The organism is Marinitoga okinawensis (assembly GCF_055387075.1).
This window is the reverse complement of record NZ_AP042422.1, coordinates 541,324-567,626: the sequence shown is the minus strand read 5'-3', so window position 1 is coordinate 567,626 and position 26,303 is coordinate 541,324. Positions and strand designations below refer to the sequence as shown.

25 protein-coding genes are annotated in these 26,303 nt (G+C 26.9%); 17 read left to right on the top strand and 8 right to left on the bottom strand.

All coding sequences use genetic code 11. The features are described 5' to 3' along the window. Window positions 1-28: 28 nt before the first annotated feature. Together pyrH and eno are read left to right on the top strand one after the other, a co-directional pair. Complete coding sequence (gene pyrH / locus ACZ5CK_RS02740; protein WP_464582380.1) at window positions 29-727, top strand: UMP kinase; 699 nt, start codon at window positions 29-31, stop codon at window positions 725-727. A 14-nt stretch (window positions 728-741) separates the two neighbouring features. Then, window positions 742-2,034, top strand: a complete 1,293-nt coding sequence (gene eno / locus ACZ5CK_RS02735) for a phosphopyruvate hydratase (RefSeq protein WP_464582379.1) — start codon at window positions 742-744, stop codon at window positions 2,032-2,034. A gap of 41 nt (window positions 2,035-2,075) precedes the next feature. Here eno and ACZ5CK_RS02730 read toward each other — a convergent pair whose 3' ends face one another. From ACZ5CK_RS02730 to ACZ5CK_RS02710, 5 genes are read right to left on the bottom strand one after another with little or no spacing between them, the layout of a single operon-like run. Continuing rightward, on the bottom strand, window positions 2,076-3,764 hold the full coding sequence (locus ACZ5CK_RS02730) for a transcriptional regulator (protein ID WP_464582378.1): 1,689 nt from the start codon (window positions 3,762-3,764) through the stop codon (window positions 2,076-2,078). A gap of 11 nt (window positions 3,765-3,775) precedes the next feature. Next, complete coding sequence (locus tag ACZ5CK_RS02725) at window positions 3,776-4,774, bottom strand: M42 family metallopeptidase (RefSeq protein WP_464582377.1); 999 nt, start codon at window positions 4,772-4,774, stop codon at window positions 3,776-3,778. Beyond that, complete coding sequence (locus ACZ5CK_RS02720; protein ID WP_464582376.1) at window positions 4,774-5,811, bottom strand: M42 family metallopeptidase; 1,038 nt, start codon at window positions 5,809-5,811, stop codon at window positions 4,774-4,776. Before ACZ5CK_RS02720 ends, ACZ5CK_RS02725 begins: the two co-directional genes overlap by 1 nt. After that, window positions 5,804-6,838, bottom strand: a complete 1,035-nt coding sequence (locus ACZ5CK_RS02715) for a M20/M25/M40 family metallo-hydrolase (RefSeq protein WP_464582375.1) — start codon at window positions 6,836-6,838, stop codon at window positions 5,804-5,806. The genes ACZ5CK_RS02720 and ACZ5CK_RS02715 overlap by 8 nt, the downstream gene beginning before the upstream one ends. Window positions 6,839-6,851: 13 nt before the next feature. Beyond that, on the bottom strand, window positions 6,852-7,463 hold the full coding sequence (locus tag ACZ5CK_RS02710) for a septum site-determining protein MinC (RefSeq protein WP_464582374.1): 612 nt from the start codon (window positions 7,461-7,463) through the stop codon (window positions 6,852-6,854). Between the two features lie 212 nt (window positions 7,464-7,675). On the opposite strand from ACZ5CK_RS02710, the gene ACZ5CK_RS02705 reads away from it, so the two are divergent. The 7 genes from ACZ5CK_RS02705 to ACZ5CK_RS02675 are packed head-to-tail and all read left to right on the top strand — an operon-like array spanning window position 7,676 to window position 13,462. Continuing rightward, entirely contained in the window at window positions 7,676-9,358 is a 1,683-nt protein-coding gene (locus ACZ5CK_RS02705; RefSeq protein ID WP_464582372.1) for an acyl-CoA mutase large subunit family protein, read from the top strand. 18 nt (window positions 9,359-9,376) lie between these two features. Beyond that, window positions 9,377-9,778 carry a cobalamin B12-binding domain-containing protein gene (locus tag ACZ5CK_RS02700; RefSeq protein WP_464582371.1) on the top strand — a complete coding sequence of 134 codons (402 nt, stop codon included), beginning with the start codon at window positions 9,377-9,379 and terminating at the stop codon, window positions 9,776-9,778. Then, window positions 9,756-10,688: a methylmalonyl Co-A mutase-associated GTPase MeaB gene (gene meaB, locus ACZ5CK_RS02695; RefSeq protein ID WP_464582370.1), complete on the top strand. Its 933-nt coding sequence runs from the start codon at window positions 9,756-9,758 to the stop codon at window positions 10,686-10,688. The genes ACZ5CK_RS02700 and meaB overlap by 23 nt, the downstream gene beginning before the upstream one ends. After that, a complete protein-coding gene (gene mce, locus ACZ5CK_RS02690; protein ID WP_464582942.1) occupies window positions 10,669-11,073 on the top strand; it encodes a methylmalonyl-CoA epimerase in 405 nt (134 codons plus the stop codon). The genes meaB and mce overlap by 20 nt, the downstream gene beginning before the upstream one ends. Window positions 11,074-11,097: 24 nt before the next feature. Next, a complete protein-coding gene (locus ACZ5CK_RS02685; protein ID WP_464582369.1) occupies window positions 11,098-12,651 on the top strand; it encodes an acyl-CoA carboxylase subunit beta in 1,554 nt (517 codons plus the stop codon). Between the two features lie 14 nt (window positions 12,652-12,665). Next, complete coding sequence (locus tag ACZ5CK_RS02680; protein WP_464582368.1) at window positions 12,666-13,043, top strand: OadG family protein; 378 nt, start codon at window positions 12,666-12,668, stop codon at window positions 13,041-13,043. Then, window positions 13,040-13,462, top strand: a complete 423-nt coding sequence (locus tag ACZ5CK_RS02675) for a biotin/lipoyl-containing protein (RefSeq protein WP_464582366.1) — start codon at window positions 13,040-13,042, stop codon at window positions 13,460-13,462. Before ACZ5CK_RS02680 ends, ACZ5CK_RS02675 begins: the two co-directional genes overlap by 4 nt. 20 nt (window positions 13,463-13,482) lie before the next feature. Here the strand turns inward: ACZ5CK_RS02675 and ACZ5CK_RS02670 are convergent, their stop codons facing one another. After that, entirely contained in the window at window positions 13,483-14,592 is a 1,110-nt protein-coding gene (locus ACZ5CK_RS02670; protein WP_464582365.1) for a THUMP domain-containing class I SAM-dependent RNA methyltransferase, read from the bottom strand. A gap of 166 nt (window positions 14,593-14,758) precedes the next feature. On the opposite strand from ACZ5CK_RS02670, the gene ACZ5CK_RS02665 reads away from it, so the two are divergent. Together ACZ5CK_RS02665 and ACZ5CK_RS02660 are read left to right on the top strand one after the other, a co-directional pair. Further along, the gene (locus tag ACZ5CK_RS02665) at window positions 14,759-16,540 is read left to right on the top strand and encodes an ABC transporter permease subunit (protein WP_464582364.1); all 1,782 of its coding nucleotides are present in this window, start codon (window positions 14,759-14,761) and stop codon (window positions 16,538-16,540) included. 5 nt (window positions 16,541-16,545) lie between these two features. Beyond that, window positions 16,546-19,134, top strand: coding sequence for an ABC transporter permease subunit (locus ACZ5CK_RS02660; protein WP_464582941.1), 2,589 nt, complete (start codon window positions 16,546-16,548; stop codon window positions 19,132-19,134). Between the two features lie 90 nt (window positions 19,135-19,224). On the opposite strand, the gene ACZ5CK_RS02655 is transcribed toward ACZ5CK_RS02660, so the two are convergent. Next, window positions 19,225-20,817, bottom strand: coding sequence for a hypothetical protein (locus ACZ5CK_RS02655; RefSeq protein WP_464582363.1), 1,593 nt, complete (start codon window positions 20,815-20,817; stop codon window positions 19,225-19,227). Between the two features lie 271 nt (window positions 20,818-21,088). Between ACZ5CK_RS02655 and ACZ5CK_RS02650 the strand changes: the two genes are divergently transcribed. The 6 genes from ACZ5CK_RS02650 to ACZ5CK_RS02625 all read left to right on the top strand — a co-directional run bounded on the left by ACZ5CK_RS02650 (window position 21,089) and on the right by ACZ5CK_RS02625 (window position 25,309). After that, the gene (locus ACZ5CK_RS02650) at window positions 21,089-21,220 is read left to right on the top strand and encodes a hypothetical protein (protein WP_464582362.1); all 132 of its coding nucleotides are present in this window, start codon (window positions 21,089-21,091) and stop codon (window positions 21,218-21,220) included. A gap of 269 nt (window positions 21,221-21,489) precedes the next feature. Next, complete coding sequence (locus tag ACZ5CK_RS02645) at window positions 21,490-21,849, top strand: hypothetical protein (RefSeq protein WP_464582361.1); 360 nt, start codon at window positions 21,490-21,492, stop codon at window positions 21,847-21,849. Beyond that, entirely contained in the window at window positions 21,846-22,184 is a 339-nt protein-coding gene (locus tag ACZ5CK_RS02640; RefSeq protein ID WP_464582360.1) for a hypothetical protein, read from the top strand. The genes ACZ5CK_RS02645 and ACZ5CK_RS02640 overlap by 4 nt, the downstream gene beginning before the upstream one ends. Then, window positions 22,129-23,142 (top strand): ATP-binding cassette domain-containing protein, encoded by a 1,014-nt coding sequence (locus ACZ5CK_RS02635; protein ID WP_464582359.1) that lies wholly within the window; start codon window positions 22,129-22,131, stop codon window positions 23,140-23,142. The genes ACZ5CK_RS02640 and ACZ5CK_RS02635 overlap by 56 nt, the downstream gene beginning before the upstream one ends. Next, window positions 23,142-23,888 carry an ABC transporter permease gene (locus ACZ5CK_RS02630; protein WP_464582358.1) on the top strand — a complete coding sequence of 249 codons (747 nt, stop codon included), beginning with the start codon at window positions 23,142-23,144 and terminating at the stop codon, window positions 23,886-23,888. The genes ACZ5CK_RS02635 and ACZ5CK_RS02630 overlap by 1 nt, the downstream gene beginning before the upstream one ends. A 173-nt stretch (window positions 23,889-24,061) precedes the next feature. Continuing rightward, entirely contained in the window at window positions 24,062-25,309 is a 1,248-nt protein-coding gene (locus ACZ5CK_RS02625) for an IS256 family transposase (protein ID WP_464581024.1), read from the top strand. Between the two features lie 331 nt (window positions 25,310-25,640). Here the strand turns inward: ACZ5CK_RS02625 and ACZ5CK_RS02620 are convergent, their stop codons facing one another. Then, a complete protein-coding gene (locus ACZ5CK_RS02620; protein WP_464582357.1) occupies window positions 25,641-26,255 on the bottom strand; it encodes a YigZ family protein in 615 nt (204 codons plus the stop codon). Window positions 26,256-26,303: the final 48 nt, after the last annotated feature.

The window sequence follows — 26,303 nt, the reverse complement described above, 5'->3', positions numbered from 1 at the left end:
TTTTTTTTAAGAAAAAAGGGGGGAAATAATGTATAAACGCATTTTATTAAAATTAAGTGGTGAAGTTTTATCTGGTGAAAACAAAAAAGGTTTTGATGATGAGGCATTAGACTATCTTGCTAAAGAAATAAAAGATGTTGTTAAAAACGGATTAAAACTCGGAATGGTTATCGGAGCAGGGAATCTCTTTAGAGGAAGAGAATTACAAGATGTTACAAATAGTATTGGTGACCATATTGGTATGTTAGGAACAGTAATTAATGCTCTTTATTTAAAAGATTACTTTGAGAAAAAAGGAATAAAAACAGTTGTTGTTTCTCAAATAGTAAACCTCCCTTCTGTAAGAATTATTCACTATGATGATATAGAATTATATTTTAATGCTGGATATGTTGTAATTTTTGCTGGAGGAACATCTAATCCTTTCTTTACAACAGATACAGCTGCTGCATTAAGGGCTGTAGAAATGAAAGCGGATGTTTTGATCAAAGCTACTAAAGTTGATGGAATTTATGATAAAGACCCTAAAAAATTTAATAATGCTAAAAAATATGATAAAATTACATATGATGATGCTATTAATCTAGGATTAAAGATAATGGATACCGAAGCTTTTTCAATATGTAAAAGATATAAAATGCCTATTATTGTATTAAACTTTTTCAAAAATGGAAATTTGTTAAAAGCTATTACAGACTTTAACGTAGGTACATTTGTTAAACCTTAAGGAGGTGTAGAAACATGTGGTATGATGAAATCGTTGCAATTAGTGCAAGAGAAGTATTAGATTCAAGAGGAAATCCAACAGTTGAAGCTGTTGTAGAATTAGCTAGTGGTGCTATGGGGAAAGCCATTGTCCCATCAGGTGCTTCTACAGGTAAATTTGAAGCTTTAGAATTAAGAGATGGTGATAAATCAAGATTTAAAGGAAAAGGTGTTTTAACTGTTGTAAAAAATATTAATGAAATTATTGAAAAAGAATTAGTAGGTTTTAATGTTTTCGATCAACCATTAATTGACAAAGTGATGTTAGAATTAGATGGAACAGAAAACAAATCAAAATTAGGCGCAAACGCTATATTAGCTGTATCCATGGCTGTTGCAAGAGCTGCTGCTGATTCTTTAGGAATTCCTTTATATAAATATTTAGGTGGTCCTAATGCGAAAGTTTTACCTGTTCCTATGATGAACATAGTAAATGGTGGAGAACATGCTGATAATAACTTAGACATTCAAGAATTTATGATTGTTCCTGCTGGTTTTAACAAATTCTCTGATGCTTTAAGAGCAGGTTCTGAAGTTTTTCATACATTAAAATCTCTATTGAAAAAAGAAGGTCATGTCACAGCTGTTGGTGATGAAGGAGGATTTGCACCTAACTTAAATTCAAATGAAGAAGCAATACAATTTATAATTAAAGCTATTGAAGAAGCAGGTTATAAGCCTGGAGAACACGTTTTTATAGCTTTGGATTGTGCCGCATCTGAATACTATGATGAAGAAAAGAAAGTGTATAATATCGATGGAAAAGAATTAAGTGCCGAAGAAGCTATGAATTATTATGAAATGTTAGTTGATAAATATCCTATAGTATCTATTGAAGATCCTTTTGACCAAGAAGACTGGGAAGCATATGCAAAGTTTACAGCTAAAGTTGGATCAAAAGTTCAAATTGTTGGTGATGATTTATATGTGACAAACGTAAAAAGATTACAAAAAGGTATTGATATGAAAGCAACAAATTCCATTTTAATCAAATTAAATCAAATTGGTTCTGTTACAGAAACTTTAGATGCTATGGAACTTGCTATGAAATCAAATATGACAAATGTTGTATCTCATAGATCTGGAGAAACAGAAGATACATTTATTGCTGATTTAACAGTAGCAATGAATGCTGGTTTTATAAAAACAGGTTCCTTATCAAGAAGTGAAAGAATTGCAAAATACAATCAATTATTAAGAATTGAAGAAGAATTAGGTGAAGTTGCGGAATATAGAGGATTAAATGCATTTTATTCTTTAAAAAAATAACAATTTGAATTAAACCCCCGGAACTTTTTCCGGGGGTTTTTTTAATATGTATCTTCTATATCTTCCCAATTATATTCTATAAGCTTTTTTACTTCTTTTAAAGCTTTTTTCCTTTTAGATTCATATTTTGGGATTTTTAAATTTATATATTTAGCATTTGAATTTTCAAACTCACTAAAAACTTCTATATAATCTATTATATTAATATTAAATTTTTCATTGAAAGTATTTAAAAATATATAATTATTTTTATACCTTATGATATAACTTCTATAAATATCTAATGATTTCAAATCAAATATTTTATCTTTAAATTTCACTATCAAAATACTTTTAAAATCATCATTCATATAATACTTTTCTAAATCTTCAATACTATATATTTTATTCATTTTTATATATAATTCATTTAATAAATATTTTATTCCATCAAAAAAAAGATTTTTTTCCAAATCTCCCATTTTATTTTCCTTTATAATTAAAAATCCATCAAAGTCAAAAAGTCTTTTTTCAAATGACAATAAATAACTCTTTTTTGATTTTATAAATATTTCAATAATTTCGTTAGATATTTTATACTTCTCAGATTTAAATATAGTATATTCAAAATAATTATAATTGTTATAATCTTTTTTATAAAACCCTATATAGTAAATATCATCATACAGTCTAATAGAATCAATTACTCTATTTTCTAATTCTTGAAATGTATTAATTTCCTTAAACAAAGACTTTCTAATATGCTTTAATTTTTTTATATTAAAAGATATCAATTCACTTTCTTCAATACCTATTTCTTTAGAAATATTAACCATTTTTTTAGTAAGTTTTCTCTCATAAGATAAATATTTGATTAACCATACAATCATTACTAAGAGAATAAATACGGTTATAAAAACAAAATATATTACCGAATATACATAACTTTCTTTATTTTCATAAATAGCTAATATATATGAACTTTCACCAAATTTAGTTTTTTTTAAAAAATAAATTTTTCCATTAAAATAAAATTTATTATTACTTTCATTTTTTATAGATAAAAATAATTTTGAAAATATAAAATATGGCAAAGAAATACCTGGCCAAATAACCTTAGATTCACTATCAACTATATAAAATTTCAACCCTTCCATGTAAAAATTTTTTATGTTTGAAAAATTCGTCCTTATTTCAAAAGTAATATATCCTACAGGAATTTGATTTGTATCTAAAATATATGTTGTCAAATAAAAATAAATTTTATCATCTATTATAAAAAAAGGAGAACTTTTTATCATATCTTTGTTATTCTCTAGATTAAATATATTATTTTCATATATACTAAAATTTAATATTCTAATCTTTTTAGGAAATATTATATTATTATCAAAATCTGTGATAATAATATTGTAAGGAGATGATAAAAGCTCTTTTTTTTCACTTAAATAATCCTCTAATTGTTTATATGTTCTATTGAAAATATCGTTATTTTTGCTTTCTTTAAAATAAATCATAGACTTAGTATAAGCACTTATTCTAATATCGTTACTAAAACTTTTTATTATATTATTATAAACTCTATTTCGTTCATTTATTTCGTTTACAACAGAAGCAGAAGAACGGTTTACTATTTCTTCAACCGTTCTTTTTATATATTGTGTATTTATGAATATTAAAAATAAATACATAAGTAAAAACGTTATTATAGATATAACAAAAAAATCTTTGAACCAATTTTTACTTGTCATTTTTTCACCAATTAACTATTAGATAAAGCTAAAATCAATTTTACTGTTTCTTCCACATCCGAAATAGATACCATTTCATGTGGAGTATGAATATATCTTGTAGGTATTGAAATTGTTCCAGAAGGAATTCCTGATTTTGTAACCTGATAACCACCTGCATTAGTTCCTCCAAACAATAACACTTCCATTTGATATTTTATATTATTTTCCTTAGCTACTTCTTTTAATGTATCTACAACAAATTTATCACTTACTGTGTATCCATCTTTTATTTTTATACATGGACCATCATTTAATTTCATAGACATTCTTTTAAATGCTTTAGGGGTATCAGCAGCAGCCGTTACATCAAGAGCAATTGCCATATCTATATTATAATTATAGCCTGCGACAGAAGCTCCTATTAACCCAACTTCCTCTTGAACTGTAAAAGCAAATATTAAATTATTTTTCGGAGTATTTATCTTTTTAATAGCTTCTATCATAATTGCACAACCTATTCTATCATCTAAAGCTTTTGAAATAATTTTATCTTCTAAATCATTAAAATGAGCATAATATGTTCCAAATGTTCCAATAGGAGCAACTTTTTCAGCTTCTTCTTTTGAATTTACTCCTATATCTACAAACAATACATCAAAATTAATATTATTCATATTTTTAGAATATTCTTCAATTGTCTCTCCTTCAAAACCAACTACTCCTACATAACCATTAAATTGTACCTTTGCACCTATTAAAACTCTAGGGTTAACTCCCCCCACTGGTTCTACTCTTAAAAATCCATCATCGGTAATATGTGTAACTACTAGTCCAATTTCATCCATATGCGCGTCAAATAATATGGTTTTATCATTTTCACCCTTTTTTATTGCAATTAAATTTCCTAATCTATCTACTTTATATTCATCTACATAATCTTTTATTTCATTAATTATTGCATCTCTAATTTCATACTCTCTTCCACTTGGAGAGCTGATTTCAGTTAATTTTTTTATTAATTCTTTCATTATTTTAATATCCTCCCTTCAAGTACTAATAATTCTAATAATTTATATCCATTTATATAATCATTAATATCTATAATTGTATTTGGTGAATGTATATACCTTGATGGAACAGCTAAAATTCCCGAAGGAATACCATCTAATGTTGTTGCCAATCTTCTAGCATCAGTTCCTCCTGCCGTTCTCATTTTAAATTGTAGTTTAATATTATTTTCTTTTGCAATACTTACTATCTTATCAAATATATCTTTTGATAAAACTACTCCAGAATGCATAAAAAATGTTGCTGGTCCATTTCCCAAATGTGTAGCCCATTTATCTTGATCTAATAATGGATAATCACCAGCCGTAGTCCCTTCTAAAACAAGTGCTACATCAGGATTTATTTGATAAGCTGCTACTCCACTACCTCTCAACCCCACTTCTTCTTGAACGACAAAAGCAAAATATGTATCAAACATTGGCTTTTGACCTTCACTGATTTTATCTATTAGATTCATCATCCAAGAGCATCCCGCTCTATCATCAAATGCTTTTGAAACAGCTCTATCATCATTCATATAAAATTCAGTATCAAAAGTAACCATATCCCCTATTTTAACTTTCTTTTTTAATTCTTCTTTTTCAAATCCACTATATATCTTAAAACTAGAATAATCTGGTTTACTCTTTCTTTCATTTTCTTTTAAAAGATGAATAGGTTTTATTTGTACCACTGATAATATTTCATCATTCACTTTTAATCTTTGTGAAAATACAACTCTTGGGTCTACTCCGCCGACAGGGGAAATATGAAAGGTTCCATCATCATTTATTTTTGTTACCATAAAACCTACTTCATCCATATGGGCAAGTAACATAATTTTCTTTGATGAATCGCGACCCTTTATTTTTGTTATTAAATTCCCCATCACATCAATATGATATTCATCTACTTTATCTTTTATTTTCTCTAAAATATATTCTCTAACTTTATCTTCTTTTCCAGAAATTCCTGGTAACTCTGTTAATTCTGGTAAATATTTTAACAAGTTATTCATTTGCTTCACCTTCTTTACCATAGTCTGCTATAAATTGAGCTATTAACCTTGCAGCTTCATCAATATCTGAAGGATCAACAACCTCTACTGAAGAATGCATATTTAAAATAGGAATAGAAATCCCTATAGTTTTTATTCCTGATCTTACAATTTGGACAATATCAGCTTCTGTTCCACTTCTAATAGGAAGTGGTTCAAGTTGATATTTAATATTATAATTTTTTGCTGCTTCTATAATTTTTTCTGTAACATCATTATTCATAGTAGGTCCTAATGCTATAGCAGGGCCTTTTCCCATTTCTATTTTCTCAAAATGTGAAGGTGTATCACTTCCAAATGTAACATCTACTACTATTCCTATTTCAGGATTTATTTCATAACTGGTTCTTTTAGCACCTTTTAAACCTATTTCTTCTCCTTGATTAAATAAACAATATACAGTTTTATCATCAATTCTAAATTTTTTCAAGTATTCTAATGTTTTTAATAAAACTACACATCCAGCTCTATCATCCATAGCTTTTCCAGTGATTTTATTATTTAATTCTTCAGCTTTTACGTCTATAACCCCTACATCTCCAACTTCAATATCTGAAGTTCCATTTGAAATAGAAAAATCTATGTATAAATTATCAAAATCTGGAGAAGTATTTCTATGTTTCTCTTTTTGTAAATGAGGAGCCAACATTCCTACTAAACCTATCTTTTCTCCATTTTTTGTTTTAAATTTAACTCTTTTTGAAATTAATGTTCTTGGATCTACTCCACCTATTGTATGAACCATAGCAAATTGTTCATCAACTATTTTTGTAATAACTATACCTATTTCATCCATATGAGCAAATAAAGCAATTTTTATATTACCATCACCATATTTAATCCCCAATGAACCTTTCCCAACATCAAATATATCTATTTCATTTGATATTTTTTTAGCAATCTCAATTATTTTTTCTTTTACTTCATTTTCATACATAGAAACACCTATTGAATCGCTTAAAAGCTTAATCATCTCCTTGCTTTTCATTTCATTACCTCCATTATAATTCTATTGGTTCAACATTTATTTGATCATTATCATAATGTATTGAAACCGGTCCTTTAGGCCATGCGTAATTATTTAAAACAATTCCACATATTTCAACTAAAGGCGAATCCATTTCCGCAGCAACAATAAATGTGTTTTTATGTTGAGTCATTCCAACCCTCACAGTTCCTTTAATCTTACCAAAAACAATCACACTACCGCCTGCTCTAATTTCTGCACCTTGATTTACATTACCAAATATGATAATATCCCCCGGATTATCTAAAATTTGTCCAGATCTAACATGTTTCTTATAAATATTTGTTCCACTTAATCTAAATTCTTTTTTCTTTTTCTTTATTTCTGGTAAGTCTTCAAAATATGCACCAGAAAGATATAAACCTTTTCCCTTTGCTAATTTACCTATCTTGGGAACAATCGAATACATTTCTGGATTCTTTATTAAAACATAGAATCCATCACCTTTGGAGAAGAAGTTATTCAACTTGTCTAAATTTTCAGAAAGCTCTTCTAAAAGTTGCTTTTGTGTAACATTATTCTCCAAAAAAAATATAATATCGCCATCAATAAATTTTGGATATACGCTTTCCTTTTCAGAAGCCATACAAAAACCTCCCGTAATTTTCAATTAATATCTATATACTATAATATCATATAATTATTATTTATTCCAATTTATTATTCTTATTATATCCAAGATAATCCTTAATTATTAGCTGAAATTATGATTTATTGCGTTTTTTTTAATTAGCAAAATTAAAAAAAATATTGTAAAATATAAAAGAGTACATATACCCACAATAATGGAGGTGCATTATGTTTAAAGAAGAAAAAATAAGTGAAATTTCCAAAAAGAAAAAAGAGTGGGAAGAAACAACATTAAAAAAAACATTAGAAAAATTTCCTGAAAGAAAAGAAATATTCAAAACAACATATAATGAAGAGTTAAAAAGACTTTATACACCAGAAGATATTAAAGATATTGATTATATTAAAGATATTGGTTTTCCAGGTGAATATCCATTTACTCGCGGAGTCCAACCTACAATGTATAGGGGTAGATTTTGGACTATGAGGCAATATGCTGGATTTGCAACTGCAGAAGAATCAAATAAAAGATATAAATATCTTTTAGAACAAGGACAAACTGGTCTTTCAGTAGCTTTTGATTTACCTACACAAATAGGATATGACTCTGATCATTCAATGTCGGAAGGAGAAGTAGGTAAAGTAGGTGTTGCTATTGATTCTCTAAAAGATATGGAAATTCTATTCGACGGGATTCCTCTTGATAAAGTTAGTGTTTCCATGACAATTAATTCTACTGCATCCATTTTGTTATCTATGCTAATAGCTGTCGCGGAAAAACAAGGAGTAGAAAAAGAAAAATTAAGAGGAACTATTCAAAATGATATTTTAAAAGAATATATTGCCAGAGGCACTTACGTTTTTCCACCTGATCCTTCAATGAAAATTATTGTTGATATTTTTGAATATGGTTCTAAATATTTACCTAAATTCAATTTAATTAGTATAAGCGGTTATCATATTAGAGAAGCTGGCGCAAATGCTGTTCAAGAAGTGGCTTTTACATTAGCTGATGGATTGGCTTATGTTGAAGCTGCCATAAAAGCTGGATTAGACCCTAATGTTTTTGGTAAAAATTTATCCTTTTTCTTTAATGCACATAATAATTTCATTGAAGAAATTGCTAAATTTAGAGCCGCAAGAAAATTATGGGCTAAATTAATGAAAAACAAATTCAATGTTACTAATCCTTCTGCATTAAGATTAAAATTCCACACACAAACAGCTGGTTCAACTTTAACAGCTCAACAACCATTAAACAATATTATACGTGTAACAATGCAAGCATTAGCTGCTGTATTAGGTGGAACACAATCATTACATACAAATTCTTATGATGAAGCTTTAGGATTACCTACAGAGCTTTCTGCTACAATTGCTTTGAGAACTCAACAAATTATAGCTTATGAATCTGGAGTAACTGAAACTGTTGATCCTTTTGCAGGATCATATGTTATAGAAGCATTAACTAAAGATATAGAAGAAAAAGCTATGAAATATATTGAAAAAATTGAAGAAATGGGCGGTATGGTAAGAGCTATCGAAGACGGATATGTACAAAAAGAAATATTAAATTCTGCTTATGAATCTCAATTAGCTATTGAAAATTCTGATCAAATAATTGTTGGGGTTAATAAATTTAAAGTAGAAGAAAATCATAAAAATGATTCTATTTTAAGAGTTGATCCAGAAGTAGAAGAAAAACAAAAAGAAAAATTAAGAAAATTAAAACAAGAAAGAGATAATGAATTAGTAAAGAAAAACTTACTAAAATTACGAAATGCTGCTGAAAACAAAGAAAATATAATGCCTTATATATTAGATGCTGTTAAATCATATGCCACATTAGGAGAAATAACTGACGTTTTAAGAGATGTTTATGGGGAATACCATGAAGCAGTTATATTATAAAATAATAGAGGAGGCCTGATGATGGAGAAAATAAGAGTATTAATAGGAAAACCTGGTCTCGATGGCCATGATAGAGGTGCAAAAGTTGTGGCCAGAGCTTTGAGAGATGCTGGAATGGAAGTTATATATACTGGAATTAGACAAACCACTGAAGATATCGTTAATACTGCATTAGAAGAAGATGTTAATATAATTGGATTATCAATATTATCCGGTGCTCATATGAAATTATGTGAAAAAATATTAAAATTATTAAAAGAAAAAAACGCTAATATTCCTGTCTTCCTTGGTGGAATAATTCCAGAAGAAGACATACCTTCTTTAAAAGAAATGGGTATCAATGAAGTATTTGGTCCTGGAACACCTTTAGAAACAATTATTAGAAAGGTGAAAGAAATTGCCATTTCAAAAGAAGCTTAATAATATAATAGAAAAATTTAAATCTGGAGAAAAATATGCTTTAGCACAAATTATATCTTTAGTAGAAAATAATATAAATTATGCATGGGATATTATAGAACAACTACCCAAACCCAAAAAAGAGACTCAAATAATAGGAATAACTGGAAGTCCTGGTGCAGGAAAAAGTACATTTTTATCAAAAGTTGTAAATGAATGGGCAAAAGAAGGATTAAAAATAGGAATTATTGCTGTTGATCCGTCTAGTCCTTTTTCTGGTGGAGCATTTTTAGGTGATAGAATAAGAATGAGAAATTTATCTGGAAAAGATAATATATACATCAGAAGTGTTGCATCTAGAGGTAGTGTTGGTGGGTTATGTGATTCCATATATGATATTGTTGATGTGATGAAATCATTTGGATTTGATAAAATCATTATAGAAACAGTTGGCGCTGGACAATCAGAAATAGAAGTTATTTTTGTTGCAGACACTATATTATTAGTTTTGTCTCCAAACAACGGAGATGAAATACAATTGTTTAAAGCTGGTATAATGGAAATTGCTGATGCATATGTAATCAATAAAATTGATTTACCGGAATCTAGTAAATTTATCCTCCAACTCAAAAACACTCTAAATTTAGAAAGTGATGCAAAATCCAAGGTAATATTACCTGTTAGTTCTATTAGAAATGATGGGATTAATGATGCCATAAAATGGATAAATAATCATTTTGAAAATATTAAGAATTCTGGAGAATATGATTTTAGAAAAAAAAGAAGAATGAAAAGAAGAATTAGAAGTTCTATTATTAGAAATATAGATGAAATTCTAGAAACTTACAATTTTGAATTCAATGATATGCCATCATTAAAAAATAATATAATAAAATATATGTGCGAGGTGAATAAAAATGAAAAAAATTGATCATATTGGAATTGCTGTAAAATCTATAGACAATGCATTAAATTTATATAAAAATTTATTAGGTTTAAATACATCCGGTGAAGAAATTTTAGAAGATCGAGGTTTGAAAGTTGCTTTTGTTCAAGTAGGTGAAACAAGATTAGAATTACTTGAACCATTACATGAAAACTCTGAAATTTCTGGTTTTCTATCCAAAAAAGGTGAAGGTATTCATCATATAGCATATGAAGTTGAAAATGTTCAAGAAATGATAAATAAATCAAAGGAGTTGGGCATTAAGCCTTTAAGTGACGAACCAAAAGATGGAGCTCATAACACAAAAGTAGTTTTTTTACATCCTAAAACAACCAATGGTGTCCTTATTGAACTTGTTGAACACAAATAACTACTCTTGAAGGGAGTGTAATATATGGATGAAAAGTTTCAAGAAATTTATGAAGAATTTTTAAAAAGAAAAGAAAAGTTGCTAGAAGGTGGCGGTGCTGAAAAAATCGAAAAACAACATAAGCTCGGTAAACTTTCCGCCAGAGAAAGAATTGATATTTTACTTGATAAGGGATCATTTGTAGAAACAGATTTATTCGTAAAACATAGAAGTACAAATTTTGGCCTTGATAAAAAAACATTTCCGTATGATGGTGTAATAACTGGCGTTGGAACAATAAATGGTAAGAAAGTTGCTGTATATTCTCAAGATTTTACAGTTCAAGGCGGTTCATTGGGAGAAATGCATGCAAAAAAAATTATGAAAATCCAAGACATGGCAATGAAATATGGTATACCGCTTATTGGAATAAATGATTCTGGTGGTGCTAGAATTCAAGAAGGAGTAGATTCTTTATACGGCTATGGAGGAATTTTTTATAGAAATACATTGGCTTCTGGAGTTATTCCTCAAATAACAATAATTGCTGGTCCTTGTGCTGGTGGTGCTGTATATTCTCCTGCTATAACGGATTTCATTATAATGGTAGATAAAACTTCTCAAATGTTTATTACCGGGCCACAAGTAATAAAAGCTGTTACAGGAGAAGATGTTGATAAAAACCAACTAGGTGGAGCTATGGCTCATAATGCAAAAAGCGGAGTAGCCCATTTTGTAGCTAATTCTGATGAAGAAGCTATGGATATTACAAAAAAATTATTATCTTATATACCTTCAAATAATCTTGAAACACCTGAAGATTTTGAATTTGACAATAATTTTGATATATCAGATAAGATTTATGATATTGTATCTCCAAACCCCAAAAAAGGATATGATGTTAGAGATATTTTAGATCTTGTTTTAGATAAAGATTCTTTTTTTGAAGTACATAAATACTTTGCACAAAATATTGTTGTTGGGTTTGGAAGAATTGGTGGAAAAAGTGTAGGAATAATTGCAAATCAACCTAAGTTTTTAGCTGGTGCTTTAGACATCAATTCCGCTGATAAAGCTGCAAGATTTATTAGATTCTGCGATGCTTTTAATATTCCAATAATTACATTTGTAGATACTCCAGGATTTTTACCCGGCGTTAATCAAGAACATGGTGGAATTATTAGACATGGTGCTAAATTATTATACGCATATAGTGAAGCAACTGTTCCAAAATTAACTATTATTTTAAGAAAAGCGTATGGTGGAGCTTATATTGCTATGTCATCACAACATATAGGAGCAGATTTTGTATTTGCATGGCCCACGGCTGAAATTGCCGTTATGGGTTCTGAAGGTGCTGCGAATATTATATTTAGAAAAGAAATACAAAAATCTGAAACACCTGAAAAAACACGATTAGAAAAAATAGAAGAATATAAGAAAGAATTTGCTAATCCTTATGTTGCTGCTGGAAGAGGTTATATAGAAGATGTTATTGATCCTAAAGATACAAGAAAAGTATTAATTCAAACTTTATTTATGGCTGAATCAAAGGCTGAACCAAGACCAAACAAAAAACATGGAAATATTCCATTATAATTGGTGGTGTTATTATGAATGATGTTTTATCTATAACTCTTGTAGGAATAGTTATTGTTTTTATTGTTTTAGCAATTTTAAGCATTTTTTTCATATTATTTAAATATTTTTCTCCTGAGAGAAAAAGTACTTTAAAAAAAGAAATAAATATTCCTCATACTGATCCTAAACCAGAAGAAACTATTAACAAAAATATGAATTTAATTGAAGAAGATGATACTGAGATAGTCGCTGCAATTATTGGTGCAATATCGGCATCAACAAAAAGCAAAAACTTTAGAATAAAAAGCGTTACACCTACATCAATTCCAAAAAATAAAAAATTAACCATGTGGGGTATGTTATCACCAACTGTCACGTGGAGAGTTAAAAAAATAGGAGGGAGAAAATGATTAGAAAATTTAATGTAAAAGTTAATGGAAAAAGCTATGAAGTAGAAGTAGAAGAATTAGGAACAGAAAATACACCTATTGAAAAACCTGAACCCCAAGTAGTTTATCAACCAAAAAATATTCCTACTTCTAACCCAACTCCTGCTCCAGTAAAAAGCGAACCAAAGCCAAAGCCAAAAACTGCACCAGCACCAGTATCTTCTGGAAAAAATACTGTAAAAGCTCCTTTGCCTGGTGTTATAGTTGATTTATTTGTTTCCGAAGGAGCTAGAGTAGAAAAAGGACAAAAATTATTAGTAATTGAAGCTATGAAAATGGAAAATGAAATATTAAGCGATTATGATGGTGTCATTGAAAAAATACTTGTTAAAAAAGGCGATAATGTAGATGGTGATCAAGATTTAATTATTATTTCATAAAAATGAGGAGCTACTGCTCCTCATTTATTATACTCATAAATATATAAAACTTGTTTCCCATTTACAACCTTTTTCTTTTTATCTGATTTACTGCCAAAAAACTCTTCAAACTTTTCATGGGAAGTTACTATAGAATATTTAAATTTAGGATATTTTTTTCTTAAATATCTCATTTGTTCATATATTTTTTCTGCATGTTTTTTGTCATTTAATCTATCGCCATATGGCGGATTTGTAATAATATATCCTTCTTCAAAATCTAATGTTACACTTTCCATATTTTTTCTTTCAAACTCTATATATTTATCTAAATTAAAATTTGAAGCATTTTCTTTTGCTATCTCTATCATTTTATACTCTTTATCAAAACCAAAAATTTTTAAATCTGTATATTTAATATTTTCAATTGCATTTTTTTTATATTTTCCAAACTTACTTTTATCAAAATTAAACCATGTTTCAAATACAAAATTTCTATATAATCCTGGAGCAATATTTAATCCATACATTGCTGCTTCAATAGGAATTGTTCCAGAACCACAGAAAGGATCTATTAACACATGCTTTCTTTTCCATCCTGCTTTCAAAATCATAGAAGCAGCTATTGTCTCTCTTAATGGTGCTTCGCTAACAAGTTTCCTATATCCTCTTTTATGTAACCCTTCTCCTGAAGTATCTAAAGCTAAAGTAACCTTATTGTTTTTAATATACACTCTAATTTTATATTCACCATTTTCTTCTTTATATGAATTTATTTTATATTCCTTCTTTAATTTCTCTACAATCGCTTTTTTAACAACAGATTGAATTACAGATTGATTATATAATGCTGATCTGGATGTTCTAACTTTATCTATAATAATTTTTCCATTTTTTGGAAAAAAAGAAGATAAATGCAAAGAAATTATACCGTCATAAAGATCATCAAAGGTAAATGCATTAAATTCTCCTAATTTAATAAATACCCTTTCTGCTGTTCTTAAATTTAAATTTAAGTTGTAATAATCAAATTCCCCACCTGAAAATTCAATCATTCCATCATTTGCTTTATCAATTTTATAATTCATTTTTTTTAATTCATTAGAAAGAATTTTTTCAAGTCCCAATGAACATAATGCTAAATACTTCATCTAAACACCTCATTTGTTTTTATTTATAATTATTATACCATCATTTTTTTAACATAATATTTTATTTTCATTTTGATAAAAATGTTCATTTTATGTTATAATATTTAAGTATTATCGTTTATAACCAAAAATCAAAATTTTTCATACATTTTAAGGGAGGGACACCATGAAAACTCTTGGTAAATTTTTGTTGTACTCATTTATAGCCCTATTAAATGCTGGATTAGTATGGACAATATTCATATTATCTGGATTAGGAAACTATGGTTTAGCAGTAGTTATAGCAGCCTTCGTCGTATTAGCAAATGTCGCTATTTTTTCTAAAAAAGGATATCCTTATAGATATACCTTGCCTGCAATGTTTTTCCTGTTTATTTTAACTGTATATCCTATATATTACACGGTCAAAACTGCTTTTACAAATTATGGAACAGGTCATTTATTTACAAGAGATCAGGCAATACAGATATTACTAAATGACCCTAATTATTTGTATGAACCAGATGATGGAAATTCTTATAACTTTAAAATTTTTGTAAAAATGGAAAATTTTAAACCCACTGAAGACTTTTTAATTGCTTTGTATAACGACAAAGAAATTTTATTATCACAAAAACCAAAAGATATAACTTATGATTCAAAAGGAAATCCAAAGAACGCTACTTCTGAATTAAAAAAAGTAAATGAAAATTATATGAATATTAGTATTAACGGTGACACTTTTACTGCTTTTCTAAAAAGGCCATTAGATGAATCTTTTAGAAATTTATCAATAGAGGAAAAAATGAAAAACGTATTAGGATTTGAGGATAATAAAGGAAACAAATATGTTTATTTCTATTCACCAACAGATCCTACCACTTTTAAAAACGCATCATTTTATAACACAGTTTTAAGACAAAAATATCTTGGAGTACTGGAATTAAAAAATTATGATGGTAAAAAATATAGGCTTTCTTCAAGATATATTTATAAAAAATTCTCTGAAGCATACAGAATATATGAGTTAAGAGTAAAACCTGTTTTTGTTAACAATAAAAAAACTTATAAAACTGTGATTTTCAACACAAGAACTAATAAAGAACTAGTAGACAGAGATAGTGCATTCTGGGATTATAATGATAAAGGCGAATTAGTTAGATTAGTTGGGTATTCTTCTTTTATTGGAACTTATCAATTTGATAGGATAAGAAAAGACCCTAAAATTTCTGGCCCGTTTTTAAAAATATTTACATGGACTTTTACCTATGCAGCATTAAGTGTTTTATTTAGTTTTATAATAGGTATGATACTTGCATTAATGCTAAATGATAAATTCATGAAAGGAAGAGTTTTATATAGAACATTATTGATTATCCCCTGGGCAATTCCAGCCTTTATTTCAGTATTAATATGGAGAAACGGATTTTTTAATGAGACCTATGGAATTATAAATAGATTTATCATATCTAATTTGGGATTAGAACCTATAAAATGGTTAAATGATCCATTTTGGGCAAAAGTATCAGTATTAATTGTAAACACCTGGTTAGGATTCCCTTATATGATGACTATAACTCTTGGAGCATTACAAAGCATACCTGATGAATTATATGAGGCAGCTTCAATAGATGGTGCTACTCGCTGGACTCAATTTAGCAAAATTACCTTACCATTATTAATGGTTTCATTAACTCCATTATTAGTAAGTAGTTTTGCATTTAATTTCAATAATTTCGTTAATATATACTTATTAACTGGTGGCGGTCCTGCAATGCCTGGTGCAACAACTCCTGCCGGATCAACCGATATTTTAATATCATATACATATAAACTTGCTTTTGAGGGTTCCAGAGGTCAGGATTTTGGCTTTGCTAGTGCCATTTCTATATTGATTTTTGCTATTGTTTCAGGTATAAGTTATTTCAACTTCAAATTATCAGGTGCTTTTGAAGAGGTGAGCAGATAATGGCTATGATACAAAAAAAGAATTATACACTAAGGCATATATTTTTAATAATTATATTAATTATTGTTCTTTTTCCATTGGTTTGGGTAGTAACAACATCTATAAGAAGAGATAATGCAGCTTTTTCACCAAAACTATTTTCATCGAGAATTACATTAAATTATTATAGAGATCTATTATTCCCAAGAGCAACTGTTCCAGAGTTAATAAAAGATATTAACGGCACATCACATTTTATAGGAGAAAATGCCAAATTATCTTTAGACGAAGCTAACAATAAATTATTAGAAGAAATTTCTAATTTTGAAAATTATATATCTGAAACCAATAATTACATTGATGATATTAGTAAAAAATTTGACGACTTAAAAAAATCATTATATAACGAAAATATGCAAAGTATATTAAATGATATTAATAAATCAAGAAAAGTCGAACTTGAAAAATTAGAAAAACTAGAAAAAGAGTATTTAACAAACATGAATTTATCGAATATTAATCCAGAAATCGAAAATTTATCGCAAAAAATTGATAATTATTTTGTATTAAGAAATAATATATATAACTTATTAAACTCAATAAAAGTAACAGAGAAAAACAAAAAATATTATTTGAATACATTGGAAACATTATATTCCACTAACCCAAATTATATATTATGGAATGTGAAAAGTTATAAAAAGTGGGAAAAAATTGATAATAGCGAAAATCTATCAAAGTTAGCTCCAATGATAAAAGAATTATCAAACTCCTGGAAAGATATTAAAAACACCGCAAAAAAAATTGATAATTATTTTTCAACTATTAAAAAACAAACATTGGGTAATGATTTAGTAAATTTAAATAATTACGAAAACGAAATAAAAGAAACTCAAAAAAGCTTATCTTTAATAAATAATGAAATTTCAAAAACTGAATCTATTGTTGTTAAATACAATAGCGATTTAAATTCTTTATTAGAACTTTATGCACCAAATGCTCCTAAAATTTCATCGGCAGTTAATTTATTTAAAAAATATAAAGATTCAAAAGTTAATTCACCAAAGGTTTTAGCTTTATCTGAAGATATTAATTATCTATATAATTCTTTTAATATCATAAACTCAAAAATACAAAATTTAGGAGATTTCGAATCATATAAAGATTCTATAAAACAGTTCCAAGAATCATTTGCATGGCTCAAAGATAATTTAGAATATATTAATCCTAATATAGATTATATTTCACCGGCATTTAAAACAATTAATGAAGTCATAAGCTACATTAAACCGACTATAGATACTTTGAAAAATACAACTATAAACTTATCTGATGCTTTAGTAAATTTAGAAAAATATCAAAATTCTTTTGATAAATTAAAAAAACAGATAGAAAATACCCAACAAAAATATGATGCGTTATATTCTAAAAATAAAAATACCTTAGATAATTTTGCAAAACTAGAAAAATACGGAGAATTTTTAATTATAAAAAATATCGCTAATTCAGAAATCAAAAATTATTATGATGCAGAATATTTTGCAGATTTGCTAAACTCCAAACTATTTGAATACTATAAACCAATAAAAAAAGATTTAAATATTTTCACTTTAAGAAAAAGCATAGAAGAAGCTAATGAAAAATTTGAAAAAAGTAAAATTTCATTTAAAAATATCATCTCACAAATTGAACCAAATTTAGAAAAATTAAAGGAAAATTCGCATGACTATTTAAAAATAAATTATGGTGGTTACACCGCTGATATTTCACCTGTAATGGAAATTTCATCAATATATAATTCTAAATTTGGTCCTGCAAAAGCTAATATCTCAAGAGCTTCAAGAATCGTTTCCGATTTGGCTGATTCAGTAAAATATAAAACATTAAAATCTGATTTAAGAACTATAGATAAAAATATCTATAACTTATTAGATAATTGGAATCCAAAACAAAGAAAACCTTTCTTGCGATGGTTACTAAATTCTATTATTGTTGCTGGCTTAACTTCAATAATAACTGTTATGATTACATCAGTTGCCGCTTATCCATTTAGTAGAATGAGATTTTTTGGTAGAAAAGAAGGTTTGCTTTATCTAATGCTTATACAAATGTTCCCTGCAATTATGTATATGGTTGCTTTATATGGTATTCTTAAATTTATGGGAGATTACTTTGGTTTTATAGGACTTGACACTTTATCTGGATTAATTTTTGTATATCTTGGTGGAGTATCGTTTAATATGTGGCTTATTAAAGGTTATTATGATACTATTCCGGACTCTTTAGAAGAATCTGCTATGATAGATGGCGCAACTCGATTCCAAACATTCTGGAGAATTGTTTTACCTTTAGCCTCTCCAATACTTGCAGTAGTTACAATTTTATCATTCATGGGTACCTTTAATGAATTTGTTTTAGCAAGAATTGTTTTATCCAGTGAACAAAATTATACATATGCAGTTGGATTACAAACATTTACATCAGGTCCATTTGAAACAGAATGGGGATTATTTACAGCCGCTGCATTATTAGGAGCTATACCAATGGTATTACTATTCTTATCAATGCAAAAATATTTAGTTGGTGGTTTAACTCAAGGTGCTGTAAAAGGTTAATAATAAATGTCCCAGCAATGCTGGGACATTTATTATTTTTATTCCAACTTCCTCGATTCTTAAATATTTATACAGGATACACTAATTTCATTATAAAAACTTCTCAATAATAGAATCAAGAAAAAGTCTTTCATTGTCTTCAAAAGAATAATATCCTAAAGCTACACGTTTTTGAGTAATATTATATTTTAAAGCGAAAGATTTCAAATCACCTTCAACTTTTGGAATAATAGGCCATTTTATATCATAACGAACACAATTTCTTAAAAACATATCAAAAGTTCTCATTTCTTCCTCTGTGAGTTCGAAATAGTGAAAAACAAATTCCTTAAAATTCTTCACCTTCTTAAAAAGCTCAATGATGAGTTTTTTTCTTGATACAAAAAATGGAGATACATTAAATTTTATCTCTTCAAAATCATCAGAATTCATTATCTTCCTTTCAACTTCTTTAACCTTAAATTCAGAAAGCATTAAGTTAAAAAAATACATTTTATCATAATTACTTGAGAAATATTTAATAATTTTATCTTTATCTCCTTCAAAAATCAATTTTAAAACACGACTCTTTGTAAAATATGGTTTTTCTATTAATGATGAATATGTTGCTAAAAATAAATCTGGTATTTTTATTTTATTTTTCTTTTTAAATTTGATTATGTTTTCTTTAAAGATTTTATTTATATATATTTTATACAATTCATTTTTTATAGCATATGGTTTTCTAGAGGTATAACTTACTTTTTTTGAATTTATGATTTTTAATATGCTTTTTGAGTTTATAATTCCTTTTTTAACCTTTAAATCAACATATTTTAAAATATAATTTTTTAATTCATTGGTTATATTATATGTTGATGAAGAAACATCAGGAATAAAATGGAAAAACTGTTTTTTTATTTTAACCTTATTTAATTTGTTTAGCTTAATAACAATACTCGATATCTCAAATATTGTTATATCATTATTACTTTTCTTTACTTCAAAAATAGTATCAAACCAATTATATATCTTGGGTAAATCTTCAAAGTAATAACCAATATAATACTCTAATAAATCGGCTGCAATTAACGCTTTCTTTTTATCTACTTCTCTTATCCACCACGCAGCACCATTTAAACCATTACAAATCATAGTAGGATGAGGGAAATTTTTAGAAAGAAAAAATCCCTCAATAAATCTTTTATATACTTTAGAATATTCTTTCTCTTTAATAAAATCTCTTGCTTTTGAATAAATCAAAATAGCTTTATCCAAATCATTTTCAATATAATTGTCTGAATAAACTTTAAAATTATCAGTTATGTTATATGATTTATTGAACAAGTTTAACCCTGGTAACATTAAATATCTTGCATATGATGGGAGTTTATCAAAATTATTTTTTAAAATATTAATTTCTTTTTTTGCTAAATCATATTTCCCAACTTTATTGTATAAAGAAACAAGTTCAAATCTTGCAAGTTCTCTTAATATTGTTGTTGTTGTTATTGTTGAAATAGTTTTATTAGCATAATCAATAGATAAATAATAATCTTTTTTCCATTTGGATTTTAATAACAAAAGATAATATTTTAAAGAAATATCATTTATATTTAAATATAAAAAATTAATAATTGGATAAGAATAATATCCAAAACTTATGATATCAATCAAGGATTTTAAAGAAATATCATTTTTCATTAAAAACACCTCAATAAATTTGTAACTATATCTTTACTTAAAAATCTCTGATTTATTTTGTAATTTTTTACAAAAACAAAATGAAGAACATTAAATTAAAAACATTAAGAAAAAGGAAATAGCTAATATTAACATAAAGTAACAAGACGGAGTTAACAAAAAAATGAGAAAATATAAAAATTAAAAACACCATAAATAAAGAATTATAAAATAGCCAAAAATGCTTGAAAACCATGTTAGAAATAGTAAAATAACAGTGGAGGTGATAGGGATGAAAAAAATAGTGATTTTACTTATAATCTTTTTATTAATGTTAACAAATATCATTTTTGCTGGAGATAATGAGGATAAATATAAAACAGATTCAACTAATCCTCAAGTTCAAGCTGAATTTTCTGAATAAAAAATAGCTCTATACTCGATTATTTATTAATATTATAACATATGACACTTTTGTAATACAATGCAGTCTTATAAACTAAAATTAAAATTTTTCAACCGGCTGTTATTATCTAGTACTGGAAAAAAATATAATTGAAAGGTGGAATGAAAATGGGTGGAATGATAATTATTTTCATAGAAAAAGACGGAAGTGTAACTATTATAGCAGCAGCTGAGTAATTTTAATTCAAATTAAAATGGGGGCCCTCTTATTGGAAATGGAGGTATTATATGTTTATTATTAATCAATCTATAAATGATAGAAAAAGTTTAATGATTAATTTGAAAAGATTAGAGGATATATATATATCATGGTATGATGATATAAATTTTGTTGATAAAAAAATGTTAATTTACATTATTCCATTTAATGAGAAAAAACCTTTGGCTATAACTAATGACTTTGCAATTCCATTATATTTAAATTATCCAGATGAAAGGTTAATATGGTATATTACACATGAAATTACAGAATTTTTTTTATTAAGAAAATATGGTTATATAAGCAGGTGGTTTTATGAAGGATTTGCACAAATAAATGGATTTGAAATGACAAAAGAAATTTATGGTATGGTAAGGAAAATGAATTGAACGATGATAAAATATTACAATTAATTATGTGGAAAAATGCTGTGGATATATTTAATAATATAGATACAAATAATTTGAATGAGGTTATTAAAAGTTTGAGATATTATCTTTTAGAATATCATGAATCAAAAAAAGAAAAGGAAAATTATTATTATTCATTTTTATTATTTTATAAATTTGGAATAACATCAAACAAATTTAAGAATATAGTAAAGAGTCTAGAATTGATTAAAGATGAAAATACGGATTTAATAGATATATTACTGGAGGTAAGCAATAATGCTCAAAGTAGAACAATTGCAGAAAGGCTTAAAAAAGCAAATAATATTAAATAATATAACTTTTGAAATTAAAGAAGGAGAAATTTTCAGTTTATTCGGACATAATGCTAGTGGTAAAAGTACATTATTGAAGATATTGAGCGGAATAATGAAACCAGATAGCGGAAATATATTTTTAAATGGAAAAGATATACACAAAAATAATAAAGTTAAAAAGGATATATGTGCAGTTTTTCAGGAAAACATAGTACCTTCTGGATTTAAAACAATAGACTTTTTATTATTTTATTCTAAAATTGTGAAAAGTCCATATAGAAAAAAAGATATTATCTCTTTAGCAGAAAGTTATGGGATAAAAAATGAAGATATGAAAAAGAAGATAACGCATCTTTCAGGGGGAACAAAAAAGAAAATAGAATTTTTAAAATCCATAATAAATAAAGATGCGCTATTTCATTTATTTGATGAACCCACAATAGGATTTGATCCAGAATCTCAAAAAATGGCATGGGATCATATAAGGAGTTTAAAAAAAGAAAAGAAGATAATATTATTGGTTACAAATATGAGAAATGAATTAAATGAATTGGCTGATACTAAAAAAATAATAACAGATGGAAAAATAAAAGATTTCAGGGAGGGGAAAACAATGAAAATATTGAAATTTACAGTAAAAAATTGGAAAAAAGAAATAAAGGAAAAAATAGAAAAAATAGAAGGAGTAGAAAAAGTAGTTGTTAAAACAGAATTAGATAAAATAAAGAATGATATTCAACAAAAATTTGGTAATGCAAATATAAAAGTGGTTGATTTATCAAATACAGATATATCGGTTGACGATGTTCTGGAAAAATTAGGTATTGAAAAAACACAGGTAGCAACTATGGAAAATAAAGAATTAAAACATGTTATAGAAGTATATACAAATGATAATATTGAAACAGTACAAAATGATGTGTTAAAAACATTTGTTGAATATAAAGTGCAGATATTAAGTATGGAGGTAAATTAATGCTGGAATATTATAAATATGAAGCCAAATACTTATTTCTGGAAAAATCAAAAATAATCACATTGTTGATATCCCAGACTATATCTATAATGATATTACCATATGGTCTGGGAAAAATTTCTAATAACGATATGTATTCACAGGCATTATCAATAGGGTTAATATCTCTGGCAATGATAATAGTTTCGATAGTTGGTGGTGTTGAATTAGGAATAGAATTTGTGACGAAACAAAAGATATATTTTGAATTAAGCTTGCCAATAAAAATGAGAACATTAATATTTGGAAAATTCTTTAGAATGGGATTATTAAATACGATAGTATTGTTATATGCATTAACATTAGTAAATTTAATATATTTACATCTGGGATTTTTAAAGTTTATAATTGTATTTATATTTTTACTAATTCAAACAATGACATTATCAGGAATATCAGCATCGGTTTCAGCAATAATAGGAAAAAGCGTAACAGCAGTAGCAGTAGTAAATTCAATAATAATACCTCTATTACAATATTTAAGCCCTATATATTTCCCAATAAATGTATTTCCTTCTATATTACAACCTATAGTCAAAATAAATCCAATAACTCATGCAATAGAATTTGTTAGAGAATATGTTTTAAGAGGAATATTCAATGCAAAAATGCTATCAATTTCAGCATTGAATGCTATGTTCTGGTTTGTTATAGGATATATTTTATTAAAAATAACAATAATTAACATATGGAAATACAAAAATTGAGGTTAAGTTATAATAGTGCTGTTAAAAACAGGAAACCCTCTTCTTGATATTAAAAATACCAAGAAAAGGGTTTTAGTTGAGACCATAAAAAATTTTGTGTAAATAAAAAGTAGAAAAAATAGGTAACCCTCTTCTTGGTATGGTAAAATAAAACCAAGAAGGGGGTATTTTAAATGGCAAAGAGAAAGAAAAAAGAAGAAAGTAACATTGAAAAATTAGCAAAGTTAATAGCAAGAGATCCTGAAGTAAACACAATGAAAGACGTATATGACAAGATAAAAGAATTGATGGGACCAATAATACAAGAAATGTTAGAAGCGGAATTAGAAGATGAATTAGGATATGAGAAATACGATAAGGAAAATAAAGAAACGGATAACTCCAGAAATGGATACAGCTCAAAAAAGGTAAGATCAAGCATGGGTGAGATGGAATTGAAAATACCCAGAGATAGAAAGGGTGAATATGAACCGAAAATAATACCAAAATATAAAAGAGATATTTCAGATATTGAAAGTAGAATAATAGGAATGTATGGTTTGGGATTAAGTACGAAAGATATAGTTAGGAATGTTGAAGATATATATGGTGTAGAATTATCAGCTGAAATGATAAGTAAAATTACTAATAAGATATTACCAGAAATTAGAGAATGGCAAAGCAGACCATTAGAAGAGATATACACTTTTGTTTTCATGGATGGAATAGTATTTAAAGTAAAAGATGATGGTGAGATAATTAAAAAGACTGCATATGTTGTAATAGGTGTAAATATTGATGGATTTAAAGAAGTTCTTGGTATATATATAGGTGAAATAGAATCATCAAAATTCTGGTTAAGAGTATTAAATGATTTAAAAAATAGAGGAGTTAAAGATATATTAATAGCTTCAGTAGATGGATTAACAGGATTCCCACAAGCAATTAAAGCAGCATTTCCTGATACTGTAGTACAAAGATGTATAATACATCAAATAAGAAATACATTAAAATATGTTAATTACAAAGATAGAAAAGAACTTGTAAATGATTTAAAAAAAGTATATAAAGCACCCAATAAAGATATAGCTTATTCAAACCTACAAGATTTAAAAGAAAACAAATGGACAAAATACAAATTGGCATTAGAAAGCTGGGAAAAACATTGGGAAACAATATCTCCATATTTTGATTATGGTGATGAAGTAAGAAAAATAATGTATACAACAAATGTAATAGAATCATTGAATAGGCAATATAGAAAAGTGACTAAAAATAAAACATCTTTTCCAAATGATGATGCATTATTAAAAATATTATATTTAGCAACAATAGATGCAACAAAAAGATGGACAGCTCGATATAGAAACTGGAGTAAAGTCCTAAACGAACTATCCATCTTTTTCAAAGAAAGAATCACAAAATACGTCTATAATTCTTAATACAACTAAATTCCAAAATCTGTAATAATCAATAATACATAAAACTAAATGCTAAAAACTAACGCCAAAAATATATTCTTAATTTAATAATGTTAAATCTTGCAGTGAAAATTGCAAAAAGGTGTTTGTTTTCAAAAACTCACATTAAAAACTTCTAGAAATTACTATTAAAGCATATTATAATATAGACGATAATTCATATGAAAATAATTTAAGAATTATAATCCAATTTAATTAATTTATTACCATCCAAGAAGAGGTATTTACACAAAAAATTACATGCTACCTTTTAGTTTTTCCATTTACACAAAATTTTTTATGGCCTCATATCCTATTCTATTCCAACTTCTTCAGTTCTTAAATATTCAATGTGACCTTTATTTTTTAATATTTTCAATATTTCATTTTCTTTATCTTCTTCTATTGCAATTTCAAAACTTACATCTGCTGCAAATTCCTGATTCACTATTTTCCATCCATCTAGTCTTTTTAATAATCTTTCAATTTCCGCATGTTTTGAATAATCTGTTTTCACTTTATATATTTTCAAATCAATATATTTTCCTATTTTAGAATTTATAATTGTTTCTTCTGCACATTGCGAATAAGCATCTATTAAGCCTCTCACTCCAAGTTTTACACCACCAAAATATCGAGTTACTACTATTGCTATATTTGTTAAATCATGTTTTTCAATAATACCAAATATAGGTTTTCCAGCAGTTCCTGATGGTTCTCCATCATCAGAATAATTAAATTTATTTCCATTTACTTTATATGCCCAACAATTATGCGTAGCATTTCTATACTTTGAAGATATTTCTTTAATAAATTCTTTTGCTTCTTCTTCAGTATCAACTTTTTTTACATTACCAATAAACTCTGAACGCTTTATTTTTATCGTTGTTTCTTTAGGCGTTAATATTGAAAAATATATTTCAACCACCTCACATATACTGTTAAAATGCAAAAATCCCGGAATTTTCCGGGATTT

Excerpts from the sequence above, each read along its gene's own strand:
- ACZ5CK_RS02625 (WP_464581024.1), top strand. The coding sequence starts at position 24,062 with ATGGCAAAGAGAAAGAAAAAAGAAGAAAGTAACATTGAAAAATTAGCA.
- ACZ5CK_RS02680 (WP_464582368.1), top strand. The coding sequence starts at position 12,666 with ATGAATGATGTTTTATCTATAACTCTTGTAGGAATAGTTATTGTTTTT.
- ACZ5CK_RS02725 (WP_464582377.1), bottom strand. The coding sequence starts at position 4,774 with ATGAAAGAATTAATAAAAAAATTAACTGAAATCAGCTCTCCAAGTGGA.
- ACZ5CK_RS02660 (WP_464582941.1), top strand. The coding sequence starts at position 16,546 with ATGATACAAAAAAAGAATTATACACTAAGGCATATATTTTTAATAATT.
- ACZ5CK_RS02650 (WP_464582362.1), top strand. The coding sequence starts at position 21,089 with ATGAAAAAAATAGTGATTTTACTTATAATCTTTTTATTAATGTTAACA.
- ACZ5CK_RS02675 (WP_464582366.1), top strand. The coding sequence starts at position 13,040 with ATGATTAGAAAATTTAATGTAAAAGTTAATGGAAAAAGCTATGAAGTA.
- ACZ5CK_RS02705 (WP_464582372.1), top strand. The coding sequence starts at position 7,676 with ATGTTTAAAGAAGAAAAAATAAGTGAAATTTCCAAAAAGAAAAAAGAG.
- ACZ5CK_RS02720 (WP_464582376.1), bottom strand. The coding sequence starts at position 5,811 with ATGAATAACTTGTTAAAATATTTACCAGAATTAACAGAGTTACCAGGA.
- ACZ5CK_RS02730 (WP_464582378.1), bottom strand. The coding sequence starts at position 3,764 with ATGACAAGTAAAAATTGGTTCAAAGATTTTTTTGTTATATCTATAATA.
- ACZ5CK_RS02635 (WP_464582359.1), top strand. The coding sequence starts at position 22,129 with ATGCTCAAAGTAGAACAATTGCAGAAAGGCTTAAAAAAGCAAATAATA.
- pyrH (WP_464582380.1), top strand. The coding sequence starts at position 29 with ATGTATAAACGCATTTTATTAAAATTAAGTGGTGAAGTTTTATCTGGT.
- ACZ5CK_RS02685 (WP_464582369.1), top strand. The coding sequence starts at position 11,098 with ATGGATGAAAAGTTTCAAGAAATTTATGAAGAATTTTTAAAAAGAAAA.
- ACZ5CK_RS02665 (WP_464582364.1), top strand. The coding sequence starts at position 14,759 with ATGAAAACTCTTGGTAAATTTTTGTTGTACTCATTTATAGCCCTATTA.
- eno (WP_464582379.1), top strand. The coding sequence starts at position 742 with ATGTGGTATGATGAAATCGTTGCAATTAGTGCAAGAGAAGTATTAGAT.
- ACZ5CK_RS02715 (WP_464582375.1), bottom strand. The coding sequence starts at position 6,838 with ATGAAAAGCAAGGAGATGATTAAGCTTTTAAGCGATTCAATAGGTGTT.
- ACZ5CK_RS02670 (WP_464582365.1), bottom strand. The coding sequence starts at position 14,592 with ATGAAGTATTTAGCATTATGTTCATTGGGACTTGAAAAAATTCTTTCT.
- ACZ5CK_RS02700 (WP_464582371.1), top strand. The coding sequence starts at position 9,377 with ATGATGGAGAAAATAAGAGTATTAATAGGAAAACCTGGTCTCGATGGC.
- ACZ5CK_RS02655 (WP_464582363.1), bottom strand. The coding sequence starts at position 20,817 with ATGAAAAATGATATTTCTTTAAAATCCTTGATTGATATCATAAGTTTT.
- ACZ5CK_RS02645 (WP_464582361.1), top strand. The coding sequence starts at position 21,490 with ATGTTTATTATTAATCAATCTATAAATGATAGAAAAAGTTTAATGATT.
- ACZ5CK_RS02630 (WP_464582358.1), top strand. The coding sequence starts at position 23,142 with ATGCTGGAATATTATAAATATGAAGCCAAATACTTATTTCTGGAAAAA.
- ACZ5CK_RS02710 (WP_464582374.1), bottom strand. The coding sequence starts at position 7,463 with ATGGCTTCTGAAAAGGAAAGCGTATATCCAAAATTTATTGATGGCGAT.